Origin of the sequence: Candidatus Vesicomyosocius sp. SY067_SCS001 (genome assembly GCF_014706615.1) — a bacterium.
In the GTDB taxonomy this organism is placed as follows: domain Bacteria; phylum Pseudomonadota; class Gammaproteobacteria; order PS1; family Pseudothioglobaceae; genus Ruthia.
Map to the genome: position 1 here is coordinate 996,933 of NZ_CP054877.1, position 22,389 is coordinate 1,019,321.

At 32.6% G+C, this 22,389-nt stretch carries 22 protein-coding genes; 12 read left to right on the forward strand and 10 right to left on the reverse strand.

Annotated features, from left to right (window positions below):
• Positions 1-402: 402 nt before the first annotated feature.
• Positions 403-936 (forward strand): 3-deoxy-manno-octulosonate-8-phosphatase KdsC, encoded by a 534-nt coding sequence (gene kdsC / locus HUW60_RS04765; RefSeq protein ID WP_190600382.1) that lies wholly within the window; start codon positions 403-405, stop codon positions 934-936.
• 588 nt (positions 937-1,524) lie between these two features.
• Here the strand turns inward: kdsC and HUW60_RS04770 are convergent.
• Genes HUW60_RS04770 through HUW60_RS04810 form a run of 9 tightly spaced genes read right to left on the reverse strand, consistent with a single transcriptional unit; the run spans position 1,525 to position 8,317 of the window.
• The gene (locus HUW60_RS04770; RefSeq protein ID WP_190600383.1) at positions 1,525-1,941 is read right to left on the reverse strand and encodes a F0F1 ATP synthase subunit epsilon; all 417 of its coding nucleotides are present in this window, start codon (positions 1,939-1,941) and stop codon (positions 1,525-1,527) included.
• Entirely contained in the window at positions 1,942-3,321 is a 1,380-nt protein-coding gene (gene atpD / locus HUW60_RS04775; RefSeq protein ID WP_190600384.1) for a F0F1 ATP synthase subunit beta, read from the reverse strand.
• Positions 3,322-3,343: 22 nt separating this feature from the next.
• Positions 3,344-4,207 (reverse strand): F0F1 ATP synthase subunit gamma, encoded by an 864-nt coding sequence (atpG, locus tag HUW60_RS04780; RefSeq protein WP_190600385.1) that lies wholly within the window; start codon positions 4,205-4,207, stop codon positions 3,344-3,346.
• A gap of 13 nt (positions 4,208-4,220) precedes the next feature.
• Positions 4,221-5,768, reverse strand: coding sequence for a F0F1 ATP synthase subunit alpha (gene atpA / locus HUW60_RS04785; RefSeq protein WP_190600386.1), 1,548 nt, complete (start codon positions 5,766-5,768; stop codon positions 4,221-4,223).
• A gap of 20 nt (positions 5,769-5,788) precedes the next feature.
• Positions 5,789-6,340, reverse strand: coding sequence for a F0F1 ATP synthase subunit delta (locus tag HUW60_RS04790; RefSeq protein WP_190600387.1), 552 nt, complete (start codon positions 6,338-6,340; stop codon positions 5,789-5,791).
• Positions 6,341-6,346: 6 nt separating this feature from the next.
• Positions 6,347-6,820: a F0F1 ATP synthase subunit B gene (locus HUW60_RS04795; RefSeq protein ID WP_190600388.1), complete on the reverse strand. Its 474-nt coding sequence runs from the start codon at positions 6,818-6,820 to the stop codon at positions 6,347-6,349.
• 35 nt (positions 6,821-6,855) lie between these two features.
• Entirely contained in the window at positions 6,856-7,089 is a 234-nt protein-coding gene (gene atpE / locus HUW60_RS04800) for a F0F1 ATP synthase subunit C (protein WP_011930318.1), read from the reverse strand.
• 26 nt (positions 7,090-7,115) lie between these two features.
• On the reverse strand, positions 7,116-7,970 hold the full coding sequence (gene atpB, locus HUW60_RS04805) for a F0F1 ATP synthase subunit A (protein ID WP_190600389.1): 855 nt from the start codon (positions 7,968-7,970) through the stop codon (positions 7,116-7,118).
• Positions 7,970-8,317 carry an ATP synthase subunit I gene (locus tag HUW60_RS04810; protein WP_190600390.1) on the reverse strand — a complete coding sequence of 116 codons (348 nt, stop codon included), beginning with the start codon at positions 8,315-8,317 and terminating at the stop codon, positions 7,970-7,972. The genes atpB and HUW60_RS04810 overlap by 1 nt, the downstream gene beginning before the upstream one ends.
• Before the next feature lie 196 nt (positions 8,318-8,513).
• Between HUW60_RS04810 and HUW60_RS04815 the strand changes: the two genes are divergently transcribed.
• Positions 8,514-9,803, forward strand: a complete 1,290-nt coding sequence (locus tag HUW60_RS04815) for an NAD(P)/FAD-dependent oxidoreductase (protein ID WP_190600391.1) — start codon at positions 8,514-8,516, stop codon at positions 9,801-9,803.
• Between the two features lie 329 nt (positions 9,804-10,132).
• Positions 10,133-11,434, forward strand: a complete 1,302-nt coding sequence (locus tag HUW60_RS04820) for an NAD(P)/FAD-dependent oxidoreductase (RefSeq protein ID WP_190600392.1) — start codon at positions 10,133-10,135, stop codon at positions 11,432-11,434.
• Positions 11,435-12,212: 778 nt separating this feature from the next.
• Here HUW60_RS04820 and HUW60_RS04825 read toward each other — a convergent pair.
• The gene (locus HUW60_RS04825) at positions 12,213-13,031 is read right to left on the reverse strand and encodes an NAD(+) kinase (protein WP_190600393.1); all 819 of its coding nucleotides are present in this window, start codon (positions 13,029-13,031) and stop codon (positions 12,213-12,215) included.
• A 154-nt stretch (positions 13,032-13,185) separates the two neighbouring features.
• Here HUW60_RS04825 and grpE point away from each other — a divergent pair, with 154 nt between their 5' ends.
• The 9 genes from grpE (at position 13,186) to ubiE (ending at position 22,314) form a co-directional block, all read left to right on the forward strand.
• Complete coding sequence (gene grpE / locus HUW60_RS04830) at positions 13,186-13,749, forward strand: nucleotide exchange factor GrpE (RefSeq protein ID WP_190600394.1); 564 nt, start codon at positions 13,186-13,188, stop codon at positions 13,747-13,749.
• A 723-nt stretch (positions 13,750-14,472) separates the two neighbouring features.
• Positions 14,473-16,704, forward strand: a complete 2,232-nt coding sequence (dsbD, locus tag HUW60_RS04835; protein WP_190600395.1) for a protein-disulfide reductase DsbD — start codon at positions 14,473-14,475, stop codon at positions 16,702-16,704.
• 87 nt (positions 16,705-16,791) lie between these two features.
• Positions 16,792-17,241, forward strand: coding sequence for a type II 3-dehydroquinate dehydratase (gene aroQ / locus HUW60_RS04840; protein ID WP_190600396.1), 450 nt, complete (start codon positions 16,792-16,794; stop codon positions 17,239-17,241).
• A complete protein-coding gene (accB, locus tag HUW60_RS04845; RefSeq protein ID WP_190600397.1) occupies positions 17,242-17,688 on the forward strand; it encodes an acetyl-CoA carboxylase biotin carboxyl carrier protein in 447 nt (148 codons plus the stop codon).
• Between the two features lie 5 nt (positions 17,689-17,693).
• Positions 17,694-19,049, forward strand: a complete 1,356-nt coding sequence (accC, locus tag HUW60_RS04850) for an acetyl-CoA carboxylase biotin carboxylase subunit (protein WP_190600889.1) — start codon at positions 17,694-17,696, stop codon at positions 19,047-19,049.
• Complete coding sequence (gene argC, locus HUW60_RS04855) at positions 19,046-20,068, forward strand: N-acetyl-gamma-glutamyl-phosphate reductase (RefSeq protein ID WP_190600398.1); 1,023 nt, start codon at positions 19,046-19,048, stop codon at positions 20,066-20,068. Before accC ends, argC begins: the two co-directional genes overlap by 4 nt.
• A 9-nt stretch (positions 20,069-20,077) precedes the next feature.
• Entirely contained in the window at positions 20,078-20,431 is a 354-nt protein-coding gene (gene erpA, locus HUW60_RS04860) for an iron-sulfur cluster insertion protein ErpA (protein WP_190600399.1), read from the forward strand.
• 3 nt (positions 20,432-20,434) lie between these two features.
• Positions 20,435-21,571 (forward strand): citrate synthase, encoded by a 1,137-nt coding sequence (locus HUW60_RS04865; RefSeq protein WP_190600400.1) that lies wholly within the window; start codon positions 20,435-20,437, stop codon positions 21,569-21,571.
• A gap of 2 nt (positions 21,572-21,573) precedes the next feature.
• Complete coding sequence (ubiE, locus tag HUW60_RS04870) at positions 21,574-22,314, forward strand: bifunctional demethylmenaquinone methyltransferase/2-methoxy-6-polyprenyl-1,4-benzoquinol methylase UbiE (RefSeq protein ID WP_190600401.1); 741 nt, start codon at positions 21,574-21,576, stop codon at positions 22,312-22,314.
• Positions 22,315-22,389 lie beyond the last annotated feature (75 nt).

The following is a 22,389-nucleotide window of genomic DNA, read 5'->3' on the forward strand; positions in this document are numbered from 1 at the left end:
ACTAAAACAATTAGTTTACCAAATTTTAATTAACGACCCAATGAAATCATCTCTTTAATTGTTATTCATAGTATTTCATTACTACCTGGAAAGTTTGACAATCACTATATTAAAAATTTTTAAACAATCAACTAGAGGATAATCAACAAACTTATTGATTAAAACACAACGGCATGATAATTCAGTTTGCACCTTTAATCAAATTTAGCATGCAAACTATAAGATAAAGCATAATTAGAAGGAAACAACAATATACTATATGAATCGGTACAATAACATCTTAAATAAGATGAGTAAAATTACTAAAATATAATTATCTAATAAGTGCCATTAAAGATCATATTGATATTTCTCCAGAAATAAAAACCGATCCTGGCCCTTATTTCAAATGGAATAAACTATATGCAATTATCTAATAAATTCCATTTAAAGGCCAAAAACATAAAACTGATTATTTTTGATGTAGACGGTGTACTAACAGATGGTGGCTTATATTTCTCTGACAAAGGCATAGAACTGAAACGCTTTAACTCTCTTGATGGGTTAGGCATTAAACTGTTAAACCAAAACGGGATTGAAACCGCTATTATTAGTGCTAGAAGTTCCAAAAATGTAATGTACCGAATGAAAAATTTAAACATTAAACATTTCTACCAAGGACAAGATAACAAAATTGTTGCTTTTAATAATCTCATAAAGAAACTATCACTTAAAACTGAGCAAGTTGCTTACATAGGTGATGACATAATTGATTTACCCGTTATGAGAAAAATTGGTCTGCCAATCGCTGTTTCGAATGCTCATGAACTAATTAAAAAAAATGCTTACTTTGTAACTGAAAAAATAGGTGGTCACGGAGCAGTAAGAGAAGTTTGTGATTTATTACTAAAATCTCAGAATACTTATAATAAAACTATGGAAAAATACCTAACATAATACCATTTTAACAGAAATACTACCAAACCAGTTTTTACTAAAAAAATCATTAATAGCCCTACTAATACTCCAATACTTATAGAACAAAAGATTTTTTTGCCATCGTGTAATTAAGTAAAATAAAGATGTAGACAGATTCTACAGAAGACAATCTACCAAAGAAGGTATTATAATAACAAAAAAATTTTCATAAAAATATTAATACGTAAACCACACATTACACCAATCATTCTACCTTTATTTGAGGAAAAATTTACAACAAACTAAAACCTTATATAACTCACAGTATTAATATATTTTTTACATTTTATATTTATTCAAATTCGAAAATCATCCAATTTTGTTAGACAACTTCTAAAACAACAAAATAAATTACCTATAAGTTCTTCCTTAAATAAAGATTCAATAAATAGAGTTTTACAGACTGTTACAAACAACAATAATTATAATAAGAAATCCTCTTTAGATATCTACTGGTAATAAATAATCATTTTATTTTTACTTAGTTACTGTTGTATTGCAATCTTCATTAATAGAAAAATCAAAACATAAACACTAAAAATAATATTTTTTCACGTATCATCATTTTCAACACTTTTTACCGCGTATTTTACTAATCATTTGCAATTGTGCCATAGACTCAGAAAGTGCTGCTTGTGTTGCTGAAATATCTTGAGTATCGGTTGAATTATCCATTTCATCTTGCGCACGTTGTTTGGCCTCTAATGCCTTAAATTCATCTAAGTCATTTGCTCTAATTGCAGTATCAGAAAAAATAGTAACAACATCTGGCTGAACTTCTATGATTCCGCCAGAAACATAAATTGACTCTATATCTTTATCGGTTTCTATTCTAACTTCACCTGGTTTTAATATTGATAAAAGTGCCGTATGTTTTGGGTAAATACCAAGTTCTCCTGTAGATGCAGGAGCAAATACACACAATACCTCACCCGAATAAAGAGATTCTGTTGCACTAACAACATCAACATGAATGGTCAACATTTATACCTTCTCCTTAGATTTTCCACGAACCTCATCAATTGAGCCTGTCATATAAAATACTTGTTCTGGAAAATCATCCATTTCACCATCAAGAATAGCTTTAAATCCAGCAATTGTATCTTTGAGAGATACATATTTTCCTGGTGCTCCCGTGAATACTTCTGCTACAAAAAATGGCTGAGATAAAAAACGTTGAACTTTACGAGCACGAGATACTAAACGCTTATCTTCTTCAGATAGCTCATCCATTCCTAAAATTGCAATAATATCTTTTAATTCTTTATAACGTTGCAAAACTCCTTGCACACCACGAGCTACATTATAATGTTCTCCTCCTACAATTAACGGGTCTAGTTGGCGTGAAGTAGAATCCAGTGGATCTACCGCAGGATAAATACCTAATTCTGCTACTTGACGTGATAATACAACTGTTGCATCTAAATGAGCAAATGTAGTTGCTGGTGATGGGTCTGTTAAATCATCTGCAGGTACGTATACTGCCTGGATTGAGGTAATTGAGCCTTTTTTAGTTGAAGTAATACGCTCTTGTAATGCACCCATTTCACTTGCCAATGTTGGCTGATACCCTACTGCTGATGGCATACGACCTAATAATGCCGATACTTCCGTACCTGCAAGTGTATAACGATAAATATTATCAATAAACAACAATACATCACGACCTTCATCACGAAAGTATTCTGCCATGGTGAGTCCTGTCAAGGCAACACGCAATCTGTTTCCCGGCGGCTCATTCATTTGACCATATACCAAAGATACTTTATTAAGTACATTTGACTCTTTCATTTCGTGATAAAAATCATTGCCTTCACGAGTACGTTCACCAACACCAGCAAACACTGAATAACCAGAATGCGCAATAGCAATATTACGAATTAACTCCATCATATTAACAGTTTTACCAACACCAGCACCCCCAAATAAACCAACCTTACCTCCTTTAGCAAATGGACAAATTAGATCAATCACCTTAATACCTGTTTCTAATAATTCTGTTGTAGGTGCTAATTCATCATAATCAGGAGCGCTTCGGTGTATAGCCCAATCAACCTCTTGACCGATTTCACCAGCATTATCAATTGGTTCACCAAGCACATTCATAATCCGCCCTAATGTCTTGACACCAACAGGCACTTTAATAGGCTCACCAGTATTAGTGACTTCTAGTCCTCTTTTTAGGCCTTCAGAGCCACCCATAGCAATTGCACGTACTATATGATCTCCCAATTGCTGCTGAACTTCTAAGGTTAAGCCTGTTTCTAAAACTTTTAAGGCATCATAAATTTTTGGCATATTATCTGCTGAAAATTCAACATCGATAACCGCTCCAATAATTTGTATAATTTTTCCTATACTCATTTTGCTTTTCCTTTTTTAAACTTTAAACAGCTTTAGCACCGCTAACAATCTCAGAAATTTCTTGCGTAATTGCTGCTTGCCTTGCTTTGTTATAAATCAATTCCAATTCCTTAACCATATCACCTGCGTTGTCGGTCGCACTTTTCATTGCAATCATACGTGAAGATTGTTCACAAGAAATATTCTCAACCAAACCTTGATAAACCAAAGCTTCAATATAACGAACTAATAACGCTCTTATAACTTCTTGTGCATTAGGTTCATAAATATAATCCCAATAATGGTTTATATTGTCTGATTTAATTGATACTATTGGTACTAATTGCATAATTGTTGGTATCTGAATCATAGTATTTTCAAATTTGTTATAGGCAACTGATAATTGCTGTATTTCACCTAAATCAAACCCATCAAGCATGATCTTAATCGTTCCTAATAAGTCATCAAAGTGGGGTGAATCACCTAAATCTGTCAATACAGATTTAATATTTAAACCAAAATTTTTAAAAAATAAAGTTGCTTTCTTACCAATTGTGCAAACGTTAACTTTAATACCTTTAGCTTGATATTCAACAACTTTCCTTAAAATATATCTAAATAAGTTAGTATTCAAACCACCACACAAACCTCTATCACTTGAAATAATAATAATGCCAATACTCTGAAGTTTTTTAGAGCTATTCATATAAGGATGTTGAAATTCTGAATGCGCATAAGCTAAATGACTAATAATATTAGAAATTTTCTCACAATAAGGGCGTGATTCTAACATTCTATCTTGTGCTTTTTTCATCTTAGAAGCTGCCACCATTTCCATAGCTGAAGTAATCTTCTGGGTATTTTTAATACTTGAAATTTGCGTTCTAATTCCTTTTCCAGCTGCCATTATCTATCCTATCCTACCAAGTATAGTTTGTTTTAAAATCATCAATTGCTATTTGCAATTCATTTGCAATTTTATCATTATAATTACCTATTTCATTAATCCTATTCATTAATGATACTTGGTTTACCTTTATATAAGCAATTAGTGACACTTCAAAATCAACTATTTTATTTACCTCAATATCGTCTAATAAACCTGAATTAGCAGAAAACAATAAAGTCGCAATTTCAGCAATTGATAAAGGTGAATATTGATTTTGCTTCATTAACTCAGTAACACGCTGACCACGATCAATTTGAGCTTTAGTTTCTACATCAAGGTCAGAAGAAAATTGTGCAAAAGCTACTAATTCTCGATATTGTGCTAAATCAAGACGAATACCACCCCCTAATTTTTTAATAATATTGGTTTGTGCTGCACCGCCCACACGTGATACTGATAAACCCACATTAATCGCTGGACGAATTCCTGCATTAAACAAATCTGTTTCTAAAAAAATTTGACCATCTGTAATTGAAATAACATTAGTAGGCACAAATGCTGACACATCACCACCTTGGGTTTCAATAATTGGTAATGCTGTTAAAGAACCTGTTTGTCCTTTAACTTTACCATTCGTCATTTTTTCTACATAGTCTTCATTAACACGTGAAGCACGCTCAAGTAGGCGTGAATGTAAATAAAATACATCACCCGGATAAGCTTCTCGTCCTGGAGGACGTTTAAGCAATAAAGAAACCTCACGATAAGCCCAAGCTTGTTTAGTTAAATCATCATAAACAATCAGCGCGTCTTCACCTCGATCACGAAAATACTCAGCCATAGCACATCCTGCATAAGGTGCAATATATTGTAACGCTGGAGAAACTGCAGCACCTGCAACAACAATAATAGTATTTGCCAATGCACCATATTCTTCCAATTTACGTACAACTGTAGCTACTGATGAGTCTTTTTGACCAATAGCAACATATACACAACGAATACCACTGTCTCTTTGGTTAATAATTGCATCAATTGCTACCGATGTTTTACCTGTTTGACGGTCACCAATAATTAACTCTCGCTGACCACGACCAACTGGCACCATTGCATCAATCGCTTTAATACCAGTTTGAATAGGCTGGTCTACTGATTTACGATCAATCACACCAGGCGCCATTATTTCTAAGGGGCGTACACCTTGAGCATAAATATCACCCTTACCGTCAATAGCCTTACCTAGAGGATTAACTACTCGACCTAACATAGCCTCACCAACAGGAACTTCAACTAAGCGATTAGTACATTTAACAATATCACCTTCTAAAATATGTAAATAATCGCCTAGAATAACTGCACCAACACTATCTTGTTCTAAGTTAAGCGCCATACCAAAGGTGTTATTTGAAAATTCAATCATCTCACCAAATTGTACATCGCCCAAACCGTGAATACGGACAATACCATCACTCACACTAACTACACTACCTTCTGTACGTGCCTCAGCAGTAAAATCAAACCCTTCTATTTGCTTTTTAATTAAATCACTGATTTCATGAGCGTTTAATTGCATAGTCATTCCTCTTTAAATTTTAATAATTAATGTGTTTTTGACAAACGTAAACCTAGCTCATCCACCCTAGCTTTGATTGAGATATCAATAACTTTATCACCATCTTTAATAATAACACCACCTACTAAATCTTTATCTACAATAATATTAATACTTACTGCTTTATTATATTGATTCATTAAATCACTCACAATTTGTTCTTTTTCAGATTTGCTTAACTGATAAGAACTAATGATAGTAAATATTTTAGTATTATTTGTTATATTAATCAAACTTGTAAACAAGATTGCGATACTTGGCAAAATGTTAATACGGTTATTATCTAACAACACGCTAATAAACATCGCTTCATGCGCTCTTAATTCTCTGTCTAATATTGACCTAAGCAATATTTTAATAGTACTTAATTTATCTTGTTCTAGAATGTTAGGAGAAACAATAAATCTACGCATCTTCTTATCAAGAAGTAAATGTGCTCCTACATCTAAAACCATCTTCCACTGTAAATACGAAATATCCTGCTGTGCTAATTCAAAAATTGCATTAGCATAAGGTTTGGCGATAACAGCTAATTTCATAGCTAATTACGACAGTGATTCTGACAATTTACCTAACATTTGTTGATGTAATCTAACATCAACCTCCTTATCAAGGACCGCACTAACGCCTTGTATAACCAAATCAGACACTTGATTCTTTAGCTCATTACGAACACAAATTGTATCTTGTTCGAGCTGAGCTTGAGTTTGCTCCTTTACCTTACCTGCTTCTTTTAAAGCGTTATATTTTGCATCTTCAACCATATTTGAAGCCTGACGAGTAGCATTTGTAATAATCTCAGTCGCTAGACTTTTAGATTGATTAATAATTTCCTTGGCTTTAATTTGCGCCTCTGCTTCCTCAAAACGACCACGCTCTGCCGCTAATAAACCATCTTCAATATGTTTTTGACGTTCTTCCATAGCCATTACAATAGGCGGCCAAATAAACTTCATACAAAACCAAGTAAACATAGCAAACATGATTAATTGCCCAAACATTGTCAAATTAATATTCATAACTCAGTCCTTGTATTTCAAATCATTTTTTTATTTTACCCTGCAACTGCAAATAAAATATACATTGAAATACCAACAGCAATCATTGGTACTGCATCCACCAAACCCATCACAATAAACATTTGCGTTCTAAGCATTGGTATTAACTCCGGTTGGCGCGCAGCGCCTTCTAAAAATTTTGCACCTAAAATACCAATACCAACTGCTGCACCTAATGCACCTAAACCCATTAAAATTGAACCTGCTAAAAATAAAATACTTTGTTCCATTTTTTACTCCTATTTATAAAATATAATTAATGTTCCTTTTGATGGGCCATATCCATATACACAATGACCAGAGTCATAAAAATAAATGCTTGTAATAATACAATCAAAATATGGAAAATTGCCCACGGTAAAGACAAACTCCACTGAATCCAAAATGGCAATAAAGCAATAAGAATAAAAATCATCTCCCCTGCATACATATTACCAAATAAACGTAATGCTAATGAAATAGGCTTGGCAATTAAATTCACTCCTTCTAAAAACAAATTAAACGGCAACATCATTTTACCAAATGGGTGAAAAGTTAATTCTACTGCAAAACCGCTTATTCCTTTCTCCTTAATGCTATAATAAATTATCAGTATAAAAATACCAATTGACATACCAAGAGTTGCATTTGGATCTGTAGTTGGCACCACTTTAAAGAAAACATGATGTAGATCAGCACCAAACCAAACTCCGATTTTCTGTGCAATGTATGGCAACCAATCAACTGGCACCAAATCCATAGTATTCATCAATACAATCCAAATAAAAGTAGTAAGCGCTAATGGTGCAACCATAGGATTTTGACCATTAAACGAACCACGAACATTTTCGTTAACATAACTAACTACACTTTCAATAAAATTTTGTGTCCCTGAAGGGGCATCATAGGTCATTTTTTTACCAATTCGATAAAAAAAGCTTAAAAATAAAATACCTAACACAAAAGATACGCCCAATGTATCCAAATGAACAGCCAAAAAACCCATTTCTTTTGCTTGTTCAGAAGTATGTGCAAAACCCCAATAACCATCTGGAAATTGACCATACGTCAAATTTTGTAAATGGTGCTTAATATAGCTACCAGAAGTTATGACTTCATTTGTCGATGACATTACCTATTTATAACCCTGTCTATTAAAAAACCAATCTGCCCCAAAACCAAACCAATAATTAATGCCTCTGGTGCTAACCCTACAATTAATAAGCCAAAAAAAGTCATTAACACTAATAAAATCATACGCATAATGACACTAACTGACATCATTATAACAACAGTACCTGGACTAATATTTAATTTCCCTTTTTGTTTATTTATATACCTATTAATCAAACTAGTATTTAATAGACCAATTATGCCACCATAAATTGCTGCTATAGCCACATTACTCATAGAAAAATAAATACTCACTACTAATAATATACTTAATTGTACCTTTGGCCATTCACTTCTTGTTGCCAAAATATCTATTCGCCTAATCGAATTTACCAATATAAAGTATAAATTATACAGTCTAGCTTATAAAAAAATCGCTTTTTTATGACTTCCAATCAATTAAATTAATCCTTAATTAAATATGATTATATAATCATATTGTGATACATTTGACAAGTATACATATTATCAGAATAATTAACTTATTTTTAGGAGTGATATTATGTCTCATGTTGTTGTTATTGGCGCAAGTACAGGCGGACTACCTTTTGCCTACGATATTAAAAAAACATTAGGAAAAAATCATAAAGTAACGGTTATTTCCAATAATCCAAACTTTAACTTTATCCCTTCAAACCCTTGGTTAGCTGTTGGTTGGCGTAGTGAAGAGAATATTAGTTTTTTACTTGAACCTTATTTAAAACGCAAAAATATTGAGCTTATTATTGGTGAGGCTAATGAAATCAAACCTAATGATAACCAAGTTATGGTTGGTAACCAGGTTATAAACTATGATTATTTAGTGCTAGCTACAGGTCCTAAACTTGCTTTTGACGAGATTGAAGGTTTAGGTCCTGAAGGTCATAGTGTTTCAATTTGCACTACTGCCCACGCTGAATCAGCACGCCAAGAATGGAAAAAGTTTTGTACAAGTGGTGGTGGGCCAATTGTTGTAGGTGCTGTACAGGGTGCCTCATGTTTTGGTCCAGCTTATGAATTCGCTACTATTATGGATACTGATCTTAAAAAACAAGGTATTCGTGATAAATGTCCTATCACTTTTATTACGGCAGAGCCATATATTGGCCATCTAGGATTGGGTGGTGTAGGTGATTCAAAAGGTTTATTAGAATCAGAATTTAGACAACGTCATATCAAGTGGATTACTAACGCTAAAGTTACTAATATTGCAGCTAATAAAGTTACGGTAGATCAAGTTAATGATGAAGGAGAGGTAGTTAAAACAATTGAAACAGCCACTCAGTATACTATGATGTTACCAGCCTTTAAGGGTGTTGATACAGTTGCGAAATTAGCAGATATAGATGCAGGTTTTGTTAATCCACGTGGATTTGTTATAGTAAATGATTATCAACAATCTCCTGTTAAAGATAATATCTTTTCAATCGGTGTGAATATTGCCATTCCCCCTGTTGAAAAAACACCTGTAATGTGCGGCACACCAAAAACAGGCTATATGATTGAATCCATGGTCACTGCTGTTGTACATAATATTGAAGAAATGATTGCTAATAAAACACCTACTCATATCCCAACTTGGAATGCTGTTTGTATTGCTGACATGGGTGACACAGGTGTTACCTTTGTCGCTATGCCCCAAATTCCTCCCAGAAACGTTACCTGGGCCAAAAAAGGTAAAATGATGCATCTTGCTAAAATCGCCTTTGAGAAATTTTTTATTCGTAATATGAAAACTGGCAATTCTGAACCCGCTTACCAAAAGTACATTTTTAAAATATTAGGAATTGAACGTTTAAAAAAAAGTAGATAATCAATTTATAGAATCACTATGAAATTCACAATCACATACTTTCTTAAAGTGTTAAATTACTTTTCTAAAAGTTCTATCGCTGGTGGTTACCCCGCTCGGTTAACTAAATTTTAAAAAGGTGTGTCGGATAAAGTTTATACAAAGATTTGTAATTAATAGCTTGAACATATAGCATTGGATACACAAACACAACTCATAAGATGACTAAAATATGACTTCCAATCAATTAAATTAATCTTTAATTAAATATGATTATATAATCATATTGTGATACATTTGACAAGTATACGTATTATCAGAATAATTAACTTATTTTTAGGAGTGATATTATGTCTCATGTTGTTGTTATTGGCGCAAGTACAGGCGGACTACCTTTTGCCTACGATATTAAAAAAACATTAGGAAAAAATCATAAGGTAACGGTTATTTCCAATAATCCAAACTTTAACTTTATCCCTTCAAACCCTTGGTTAGCTGTTGGTTGGCGTAGTGAAGAGAATATTAGTTTTTTACTTGAACCTTATTTAAAACGCAAAAATATTGAGCTTATTATTGGTGAGGCTAATGAAATCAAACCTAATGATAACCAAGTTATGGTTGGTAACCAGGTTATAAACTATGATTATTTAGTGCTAGCTACAGGTCCTAAACTTGCTTTTGACGAGATTGAAGGTTTAGGTCCTGAAGGTCATAGTGTTTCAATTTGCACTACTGCCCACGCTGAATCAGCACGCCAAGAATGGAAAAAGTTTTGTACAAGTGGTGGTGGGCCAATTGTTGTAGGTGCTGTACAGGGTGCCTCATGTTTTGGTCCAGCTTATGAATTCGCTACTATTATGGATACTGATCTTAAAAAACAAGGTATTCGTGATAAATGTCCTATCACTTTTATTACGGCAGAGCCATATATTGGCCATCTAGGATTGGGTGGTGTAGGTGATTCAAAAGGTTTATTAGAATCAGAATTTAGACAACGTCATATCAAGTGGATTACTAACGCTAAAGTTACTAATATTGCAGCTAATAAAGTTACGGTAGATCAAGTTAATGATGAAGGAGAGGTAGTTAAAACAATTGAAACAGCCACTCAGTATACTATGATGTTACCAGCCTTTAAGGGTGTTGATACAGTTGCGAAATTAGCAGATATAGATGCAGGTTTTGTTAATCCACGTGGATTTGTTATAGTAAATGATTATCAACAATCTCCTGTTAAAGATAATATCTTTTCAATCGGTGTGAATATTGCCATTCCCCCTGTTGAAAAAACACCTGTAATGTGCGGCACACCAAAAACAGGCTATATGATTGAATCCATGGTCACTGCTGTTGTACATAATATTGAAGAAATGATTGCTAATAAAGCACCTACTCATATCCCAACTTGGAATGCTGTTTGTATTGCTGACATGGGTGACACAGGTGTTACCTTTGTCGCTATGCCCCAAATTCCTCCCAGAAACGTTACCTGGGCCAAAAAAGGTAAAATGATGCATCTTGCTAAAATCGCCTTTGAGAAATTTTTTATTCGTAATATGAAAACTGGCAATTCTGAACCCGCTTACCAAAAGTACATTTTTAAAATATTAGGAATTGAACGTTTAAAAAAAAATAAATTTTTAAAAAAGTAGCTAACCAGCTTATAGAATCACTATGAAATTCACAATCACATACTTTCTTAAAGTGTTAAAATGTTAAAGTGTTAAATTATTTTTTCTAAAAGTTCTATCGCTGGTGGTTACCCGCTCGGTTAACTAAATTTTAAAAAGGTATGTCGGATAAAGTTTATGCAAAGATTTGTAATTAATAGCTTGAACATATAGCATTGGATACACAAAACATAACTTATAATGAAAAATTACCTCAAAAAGAACTATTTTAGAAAACTACTAACGCATCAAAATTCAAATGTTAAATAATCATTTTTGAAACAATATTTAAAATTATACTACTATAACTTCATCCATATAATTCATTATTGTATGTATTAACTACTAAACTAAAAAAGACATAAAATATGCTTGTATATATAACATATACATCTGGTAATTACTGTTGATAATTGAAGATAAATAAAAGTTAGATCTCATTTTTATCGTACATTTCAATCAATCATTCATACACATTAAAATAATGATAGTAATAAATACTCTTGATAAGTTATCATCGTTCAACGCCGCTATTTTACAATAATTATACTTGTAAAGGATTTTACATTATTAGATCTTGAACCGCACTATTAACTTTAACTTCATATTTATCTACACCAAAGTAGTATAATAGTTTTTAACTAAAATCAAATTAAAAGCTAGGCTTTCCCAACCTATTTCATTTGTAACAACAAAAACCTAAGAAAATTCTAATCATTTCAACAACGTACAAATTTTTAACACTTAACTAAAACATTGACTATAGTTTGTGACCCCAATGTAATTTAGATCGAATAATCTCAAAATAATTATAACCCTTTGGGTGTAATAAATTAATAAAACTACTGTGCTGACGCACACAAATATCTTGACCAACTTTAATAACAATTGAGGTTTGCCCATCAAAGCTAACAATCGTACCATCATCTGAATCTTTCACTTGAATCATTACTTCACTATCGCCTGGAATCAATAAAGGTCGATGACTCATAGTATGTGGACAAATTGACACTAAACCAATAGCATTAACACCTGGATGCATAATAGGTCCACCACTTGATAATGCATAAGCGGTTGATCCTGTTGGTGTTGTAATAATTAAACCATCAGCGCGCTGATTATTAACAAGTTTATCATTAATATAAACATCAAACTCAACCATTTTTAAATGTTCTTTTCGATGAATAATCACATCATTTAATGCTAAAAAATTATCTAATGTTTTATTATTTTGTTTTATTTGACAAGACAGCAAACAACGTTCTTCTTTAATATATTTACCATTTAAAACTTCTGAAACAATATCAAACATACCTTTTAACGGTACATCAGCCAAAAAACCCAACCGACCAAGATTAATACCTAAAATTGGAATGTTGTTGTCAACAAAACTACGTGCAGTACTAAGTATCGAACCATCGCCACCCACAACAATAATCAAGTCTGCTTGTTGAATAATACTTTTATTCCCAGATACTACATCTACGCTATGGATTAATAAAAATTCACTTAACCTAATAGCCGTGTCCTCACTCACAGAATCATTGGGTTTAGTAATAATACCAATTGTGTTAAACATATTTGTTGATCATTAAGATTAAATTCTTTAAAATAGCCATTATAATAAATAATATATTAAGTTAATTTATAGATAATTTCATTTATTACATATAAATCAATACTTTTAACATAAATCAATATTTTTAACAAATATACATGAATTGAACAACAAAATGACAAAAAAGAAATCAGAAAAAAAGAATCAGAAAAAACCTTCAGTAGAAAAAAAAGATATTGAAGCCACTACTAAAGTTGACTTGCAACCACCTCAAGATAATGATTTACAAGAACAACTAGCCCAAGCTCAGCAATCTGCTAAGGATAATTGGGATCAACTTTTAAGGTCTCGAGCAGAAATGGAAAACCTTAAACGCCGGAATACTAAAGATATCGAAAATGCACACAAATTTGCATTAGATAGTTTCGTCAGAGCATTACTTGAAGTAAAAGACTCACTAAGCATGAGTATTAAAACTGCACAAGAAGAAAAAGCAACTGTTAACCATATTGTGGAAGGATTAGAAATGACTGATAAAGTTTTTTTATCAACTCTAAAAAAATTTGGTGTAGAAATGATTAATCCTGAAGGCGAAACCTTTAATCCACAATTGCACGAAGCTGTTACCATGATACCCATGACAGACAAAGACCCTAATTCTGTTTTAGAAGTCGTACAATTTGGATTTACTTTAAATGAACGCTTAGTTCGCCCAGCAATGGTAGTTGTTGTTCAATAAACAATAACCTCCTAACTTTACAAAAATTAGGAGGTACTTAAATGGATACTAACTATTCAAAAAATTTATAGCATATATGTATGATCATTTATTTTTAATAATGATTGAAACAAAAAGACAGAACAATAAACATATCTTGTTATTTTTATTATGAGTCAAATGGTAAAAATCTTATTCAATAAAATTTCAACGTAATTTCTATTAAATTGGAAGTAATAAAAAGTTATAATTAACAAAAACTAGTCTTTTAAGTTAAAAGTGAATAATAACATAAATCAAAATACAACATAAACTAACACTGGTTTCTTTAAATCAACAAAAAATAGTAGAATAGATAAAAGACTATTAAAAATCTGAAAAAAAATTACTATTTCTATATTTTTATAACTTGATTAACCATAACTATAGAAATAAAAGTTACAATTTTATACTTATTTTTTAACACCAAATCCAAAAAACAAGTCTATCGTCAATTAATTTAACGCTTTCTAGTATGGTACCTTATGATACCTATCTATAAATAATCTATTATTAAAAATAACCAAATCACATCTGAAAATGGAGTAAAAAACTCAAACTTAACTATCGACCTGGAATTGTTTTATTTAAAAAAGATTATAAAACTTCCATTTTCAATAAATATTGATATTCGTAAATAATATTTACTTGTTATAATTAAGCGTTAATAATTAATAATTATAATAGATTTTTTATAAAAGAAACATGAAACGTTTACTACTATCCTTAATTTTAATATTATCCACATTTTTATTAGCACAAGTAGAAAATGATTTATTGCCAGTAAACAAAGCATTCATCTTTAAAGCTGAAGTAGTTAATAACAAAATATTACTTAATTGGAAAATTAAGAAAAATTATTTTCTTTATAAAGAAAAAATTAAGATTTCTGCTAATTTTTCAGCACAACTAGGCAAAGCTAAGTTTCCAAAAACAAAGATTAGAAATGATGAATTTTTTGGAAAAATTGGGATTTATCGTGATAATACCATAGTGGTTGTGCCTATCCTTAAAGGTAGGGCTAAATCTATTTTATTAACCGTTAACTATCAAGGTTGTTCTGATTTGGGTGTGTGTTACCCTCCTATTACTAAATCAGTTGTACTTGACATTAGTTCAATACATTCGACTTCCTTAGATAATAATTCATTTAATCTCTTATCACAAGTAACTAACAAAATACAATCACTTGTTAAAAGCAGCATACCAACTTCTGATAAGCCTTTGTCTGTAAATAATGCATTTAAGTTTTCAGTGATAGCAATTAATGACAATACACTACTAGCTAAATGGGATATTCATCAAGAATATTATTTATATCATAATAAATTTTTATTTGACATTAAAGGAGCAAAATTTGGCAATATTGTAATCTCAAAAGGTAAAATTAAAAACGACAAGTTTCTTGGTAAAACTGAGGTCCACAAAGATGTATTAGAAATTGAAATTCCACTCACTGATATTAATACTAAATTAATTACTCTTATCATTAAATATCAAGGATGCTGGGAAGGTGGTGTTTGTTTTTCTCCACAAGAAAAAACCGTCAATATTATGTTGCCTTCTCAAACAAACAATCCTAAAATTAATTCTTTATCTGAAAAAAAATCAATATACACACCTAATATTATTCAGATTGAATTGAACAAAACTGATCAAATTACTGCATTATTTCAACAAGAAAACATATTGTTAATATTAACAAGTTTCTTTAGTTTTGGCTTATTGTTATCATTAACTCCTTGCGTATTTCCAATGATTCCAATCCTATCAGGCATTATTGTTGGTCAAAAAGAAAAAGTCAGTACTAAAAAAGCGTTAATTATGTCCATTGTATTTGTATTATCCATGAGCATCGCCTACTCAATCGTGGGTGTATTTGCAGGTTATTTTGGTGAAAATTTACAAGTATTATTCCAAGCTCCTTGGGTTCTGTCTATTTTTAGTGTGATCTTTGTTACTTTAGCATTTTCTATGTTCGGCTATTATGAAATTCAATTACCTACCAGTTTACAAGAAAAAATTACAAAAATTAATAATAACCAAGAAGGAGGGCATCTAATTAGTGTAGCTATTATGGGTTTTTTATCAGCACTTATTATTGGGCCTTGTGTTACACCACCGCTAGCAGGTGCATTAATTTATATTGGACAAACTGGTGATGCATTATTAGGTGGGATATCACTGTTTATAATGAGTTTAGGCATGGGTTCACTACTCATTGTAGTTGGTACAGGCGTAAGCAAGTTACCTAAAGCAGATGGTTGGATGGAAAATGTTAAGTACGTCTTTGGTATTTTAATGTTAGCTGCAGCAATTTATCTACTCGATAGAATTATCTCACCCCTTACTTCACTTATCTTATGGGCAATGCTTATTACAATATCACCAATTGCAATGGGTACATTAAACACACAAACAAATACCTCAAAACCTTGGCAACGTATTTTTAAAGCTTTAGGATTAATTATACTAGGCTATGGTATTTTACTTTGGATATTAGTAGCACGTGGAGGTGGTGATATGTTACAACCACTATCTAGCTGGGGAGCATCAAATGTAGGAGCTGAATCAGACCATTTAAAATTTAAGCAAATTAAATCTATAAGCGACTTAGAACAAGTTTTAGCACAAGCTAAAAACAATAACCAAATTGTTATGTTAGATTTTTATGCTAATTGGTGTATCTCTTGTAAAGAACTTGAACTCTTTATATTTTCCAATGCCAATATAGTCAATAAGATGTCTAACGTTATTGCACTCCAAGCTGATGTGACTGAAAATAATATCAATGATAAAGCCTTAATGAAACGATTCAACATTGTTGGACCCCCTGCTATTTTATTTTTCAAAAATGGTATTGAAAATCGTTCACAAAGAATTATTGGAGAAATCAACGCACAAAACTTTCTTAGTCATCTTAAAAAAATTAAATAAAACAAGCGAAAACGCTGTCAGAACTTACAATATTACATAATATTGATGGTAAAATTATCTTTATTTTTATCTTGCTTATCTGAATAAATGGATGTTCTTTTATTAAACGGACCTAACCTTAATCTGCTTGGCTCTCGTGAACCTGACTATTACGGCACACAAACATTGGATGACATTACCAGTAATCTTACAAAAATAGCAAATAATGTTGGTCTCACATTTGAACACCATCAAAATAATTCAGAAGCAAGGCTGATTAAATATATTCACAATGCTGCCGATAACGGAGTTCAATATATAATTATCAATCCTGCAGCTTTTACACACACATCAATTGCTTTACGTGATGCTATACTTGCTGTAGGTATTGAATTTAGTGAAGTTCACTTATCTAATATATATAAGCGTGAAAATTTTCGCAAACAATCTTATTTTTCAGATATCGCACAAGGAATTATTTCAGGCTTTGGCCCAAAAGGCTATGAATTCGCACTACAAGCTGCAATTCAACATATTCAACAATTAGAGAGGTTGTAAATGGACATTCGTAAAGTAAAAAAATTAATGGAATTACTAGAACAATCTAGCATGAGTGAAATTGAAATTGTTGAGGGCGAAGAATCTCTGCGTATCTCACGCTATAGAAATTCTACAATAGCACCTCCAGTAGCAATTACAACTCCAGTAGTTACTCCAATAGAAACTACTGGAGTAACTCCGTCTGAAAATAATATATCCACAACAATAGATGGCCATCCAATTACCTCACCTATGGTTGGTACTTTCTATAGCGCAGCATCACCTAATTCTGATGCTTTTGTTAAAATTGGTCAACATGTCAACCAAGGTGATACAATCTGTATTGTTGAAGCAATGAAAATTATGAACCAAATCGAAGCAGATCAATCTGGAACAGTAACTGAAATATTATGCACAGATGGTGATGCAGTTGAATTCAGTCAAACACTAGTAATCATTCAATGACATCAATGAACAAAATTAATAAGGTTCTAATCGCTAATCGGGGTGAAATTGCGCTTAGAATTTTAAGAACTTGTAAAGAGCTAGGCATTAAGACTGTCGCTGTTTATTCAACAGCAGATAAAGATCTTAAGCATGTTCGCTTATCTGACGAGGCTGTATGTATTGGTCCGCATCCATCAAAAGACAGCTATTTAAACATCCCAGCACTGATTGCTGCAGCAGAAGTTACTCATGCTGATGCAATTCATCCTGGTTATGGCTTCTTATCTGAAAACGCAGATTTTGCACAACGTGTTGAAGAAAGTGGGTTTATTTTTATCGGACCGCGTGCTGATAATATCCGCACAATGGGCGATAAAGTTGCTGCCATTAATGCCATGCAAAGATCTGGAATGCCTTGTATTCCTGGATCAAATGGAAGTTTGACTGAAGACGACACTCAAAACACCAAACTTGCACGTGATATTGGCTTTCCAATTATAATCAAAGCCTCTAACGGAGGCGGAGGACGTGGTATGCGTGTGGTTGAAAAAGAAGCTGACCTAATTGAATCAATTGAAGTAACCAAAACAGAAGCGCTTAACTTTTTTGGCAACTGCAAAGTATACATAGAGAAATTTTTAACTAAACCTAGACATATTGAAATTCAAATATTAGCTGACGAATACGGTAACGCCATTCATTTAGGTGAACGTGACTGCTCAATGCAAAGACGCCACCAAAAAGTCGTAGAAGAAGCACCAGCACCTGACATCACACCAAGATTACGAGATAGAATTACTAGTGCTTGTACAGATGCTTGTAAAGCCATTAGTTATCGTGGTGCTGGTACATTTGAGTTTTTATTTGAAAATAATGAATTCTATTTTATTGAAATGAATACCCGAATCCAGGTAGAGCATCCTGTTACCGAAATGATTACTGGTATTGACATTGTGCGTGAACAAATACGCATTGCTGACGGGCAAATACTATCATTCAAACAAAATGAAGTGCACATTAAAGGTCATGCTATTGAATGTCGTATTAACGCCGAAGACCCTAATAATTTCATGCCCTCACCAGGAAAGATCACCCAATACCATATAGCTGGGGGATTGGGTGTACGTGTTGACTCTCATGTATATAACGGTTATGTTGTGCCTCCATATTACGACTCTATGATTGGTAAACTAATTACTTTTTCTGATACTAGACTAAGTGCTATTATTAAAATGCAAAATGCACTTGATGAAATGGTAATTGATGGTATTAAAACCAATATTGCCTTACAAAAAAGAATCATAAATGATAAAATCTTTCAAAAGGGTAGTATAAACATCCACTATCTTGAGAAAATGCTGGAAAATTCTTTAATATGATCAAAGTAGGCATTATTGGTTCTACTGGATACACAGGACTAGAGCTTATACGTCTTCTACACAACCACCCAAATGCAAAGATTATCGCACTATGTTCAAGAATAAATGCTAGTAAATCCGTTATTAAAGAATTTCCTAGTCTAATAAGCTACATTGATCTTGACTTTATCAATCCAAATGAAAAAAAATTATTTGAATGTGACATTATTTTCTTTGCCACCCCACATGGAGTAGCCATGAATAGCGTTAGTAAATTCTTAAACAAAGACATTAAAATAATTGACTTAGGTGCTGATTTTCGCATTAAAAATAGCACTGAATGGAGTAAATGGTATGGCATAACACATACACAAGATGATTTATTAAAAGATGCTGTTTATGGCTTACCTGAAGTTTATAACTCACAAATCAAAAACGCCACCTTAATTGCCAATCCTGGGTGCTATCCAACCGCAATTATTCTAGCGCTCAAGCCTTTGCTTGAAACAAATGTAATTGACACAAAAAGTATTATTGCTGATTGCAAATCAGGTGTTAGCGGCGCAGGAAGAAGTGCTAATATTTCCACACTTTTTTGCGAAATAAACGAATCTTTAAAACCTTATAATGTTAATCAACATCGTCATAAACCTGAAACGCAACAAGTGTTAACCGACATCGCTGGCAAAGAAGTAAATTTTTTCTTTACCCCACATTTAGTACCTATGACTAGAGGTATGCTTGCTAGCATTTACGTTGATTTAACAAAGGATGTCAACATACAAAAATTATTTGAAAAACACTACCAAAACAACAGATTTATTCATATATTACCAACTAATGTTTATCCACAAACAAAATCAGTTAAGGGTACAAATAATTGCCATATTGGTATTCAAAAATCGAATAATAAACTTATCATTATGTCAGTTATTGATAATATCATTAAGGGTGCCTCAGGACAAGCTATACAAAACATGAATCTTATGTTTGGACTTGATGAAGGATTAGGATTGGAACAGATTGGCTTACTACCATAAGGAAATAACATGGAAATAAAACAAGTTTTAGAAAAAGCAGATATCATTTTTAGTGATAATGCAGCTACAAAAGTATCAACACTAATTAAAGAAGAACAAAATAATAACCTGTATTTACGTGTTTACATCACAGGTGGAGGCTGTTCTGGATTTTCCTATGGTTTTACTTTTGATGAAAAACGTAAAGAAGGTGACTCAGGTGTTACAAATAATGGCGTGCAATTAGTGGTTGATCCTATGAGCTATCAATACTTAATTGGCGCAACTGTTGATTACTTGGAAGACTTACAAGGCGCACGTTTTATTATTCACAACCCAAATGCTAGAACTACTTGTGGTTGTGGCTCATCTTTCTCTGTATAAATTATGATTAAATATATCCCCGGCTTAGCAGGAGTTCCTGCAACAGAATCCTCCATCTCTTCCATTGATGGGAAAAATGGTATTTTAACTTATCGTGGCTACTCAATTGAGGATTTAGTCAAACACGCTTCTTTTGAAGAAGTTTCTATGCTACTCCGAGATGGAGAATTACCAGACAAAAACAGATTAGACAACTTTAAAGATGTTTTACATAAACGCTATGAAGTAAAACGTAATATCCACTCTATGATGTGGTCTTTACCATCCACTGGACATCCAATGAATGTTTTACAAACCGCCATTGCCGCTATGGCAACATTCTATCCTGATGCAGATGCACAAAATCCCGATTCTATTTGCACACAAAGTGCGCTAACTAAAATTATTTCTAACATGAGTACTCTGGTGGCAATGTGGACACGTATTAGTGCTGGTTATAATCCTATTCCACCTAGTAAAGGAATGTCATATGCAAAAAACTTTTTATATATGTCGTCTGGAGAAGAACCTGATAATAATATTGTTAAGCTTTTTGATGCTTGCTTAATTTTACATGCAGAACATACGATTAACGCCTCAACTTTTTCCGCCATGGTAACCGCCTCTACACTTGCCAATCCATTTGCCTCAATTTCAGCTGCAGTTGGAACTTTAGCAGGTTCTTTACATGGTGGTGCAAATGAAGATGTGCTTAAAATGTTAGACGAGATTGGCGATGCCAAAAATGCACGTATTTATATTGAGAATCGCCTAAAAAATAAACAAATCATTTGGGGTATGGGACATAGAGAATACAGCGTTAAAGACCCTCGCGCAAATATTTTACAAAACATGATTGAATCCTATATCAAAAAATCTAATATGCATTTTTCTAAACGCTTTGAGACCGCACTAGAGGTAGAAATAGTTTGTGAAGAGTTGCTATCAAATAAAGGTATTTATCCAAATGTAGATTTTTACTCAGGAATTGTATATGCCGAAATTTTCAAAATTCCACAAACACACTTCACACCTATATTTGCTATGGCTCGCTCGAGTGGATGGACAGCTCATTGGCACGAACAAGTTAGACACAACCGTATTTTTAGACCCACACAAATCTATACAGGGGCTGATTTTAGAAATTATCCTAAAAAATAATCATGGAAAATACTACACATTTTGGATTTAGGCAGGTGGCTACAAATGACAAACAAAGTTTAGTAAAAGATGTCTTTAACTCTGTTGCAGGCAAGTATGATTTAATGAATGATATATTATCTTTTGGTACACACAGACTTTGGAAGCATTATGCAATCTCTTCAGGTAATATTAAAATGGGTGACAAAGTACTTGATATTGCTGGTGGTACAGGTGATTTAACCATGGAATTTAAACGACAAGTTGGCAATAATGGACAAGTTATACTCAGCGATATTAACACTACCATGCTGCACGAGGGTCGAAAAAAATTAACTAATAAAGGTATCTTTGGTGTTGAGTTTATACAACTAAACGCGCAATACCTACCTTTTAAAAATAACACGTTTGATTGTGTCAGCATTGCCTTTGGCCTTAGAAACGTAACTAATAAAGACCAGGCGCTTGAAGAAATGTATCGTATTTTAAAACCTAACGGTTGTTTGTTAATTTTAGAATTTTCTACAACAAATTCTGTATTAATAAAAAAAATATACGACTTTTATTCATTCAAAATTATACCAAAACTTGGTAATATTATTGCTAACGATAAAACCTCATACCAGTACTTATCTGAATCAATCCGCAAACATCCAAACCAAAAAACTCTTAAGAACATGGTACTAAATGCTGGATTTGACTTTTGCGAATATCACAATCTATCAAGTGGTATTGTTGCCTTGCATAAAGGCATCAAAGCATAAAAGACAATGCAACTTTTTTGGCATAAAAAAACTGCCATAATTAAAAGAACATTAAATCGCTTAATTACTAACAAT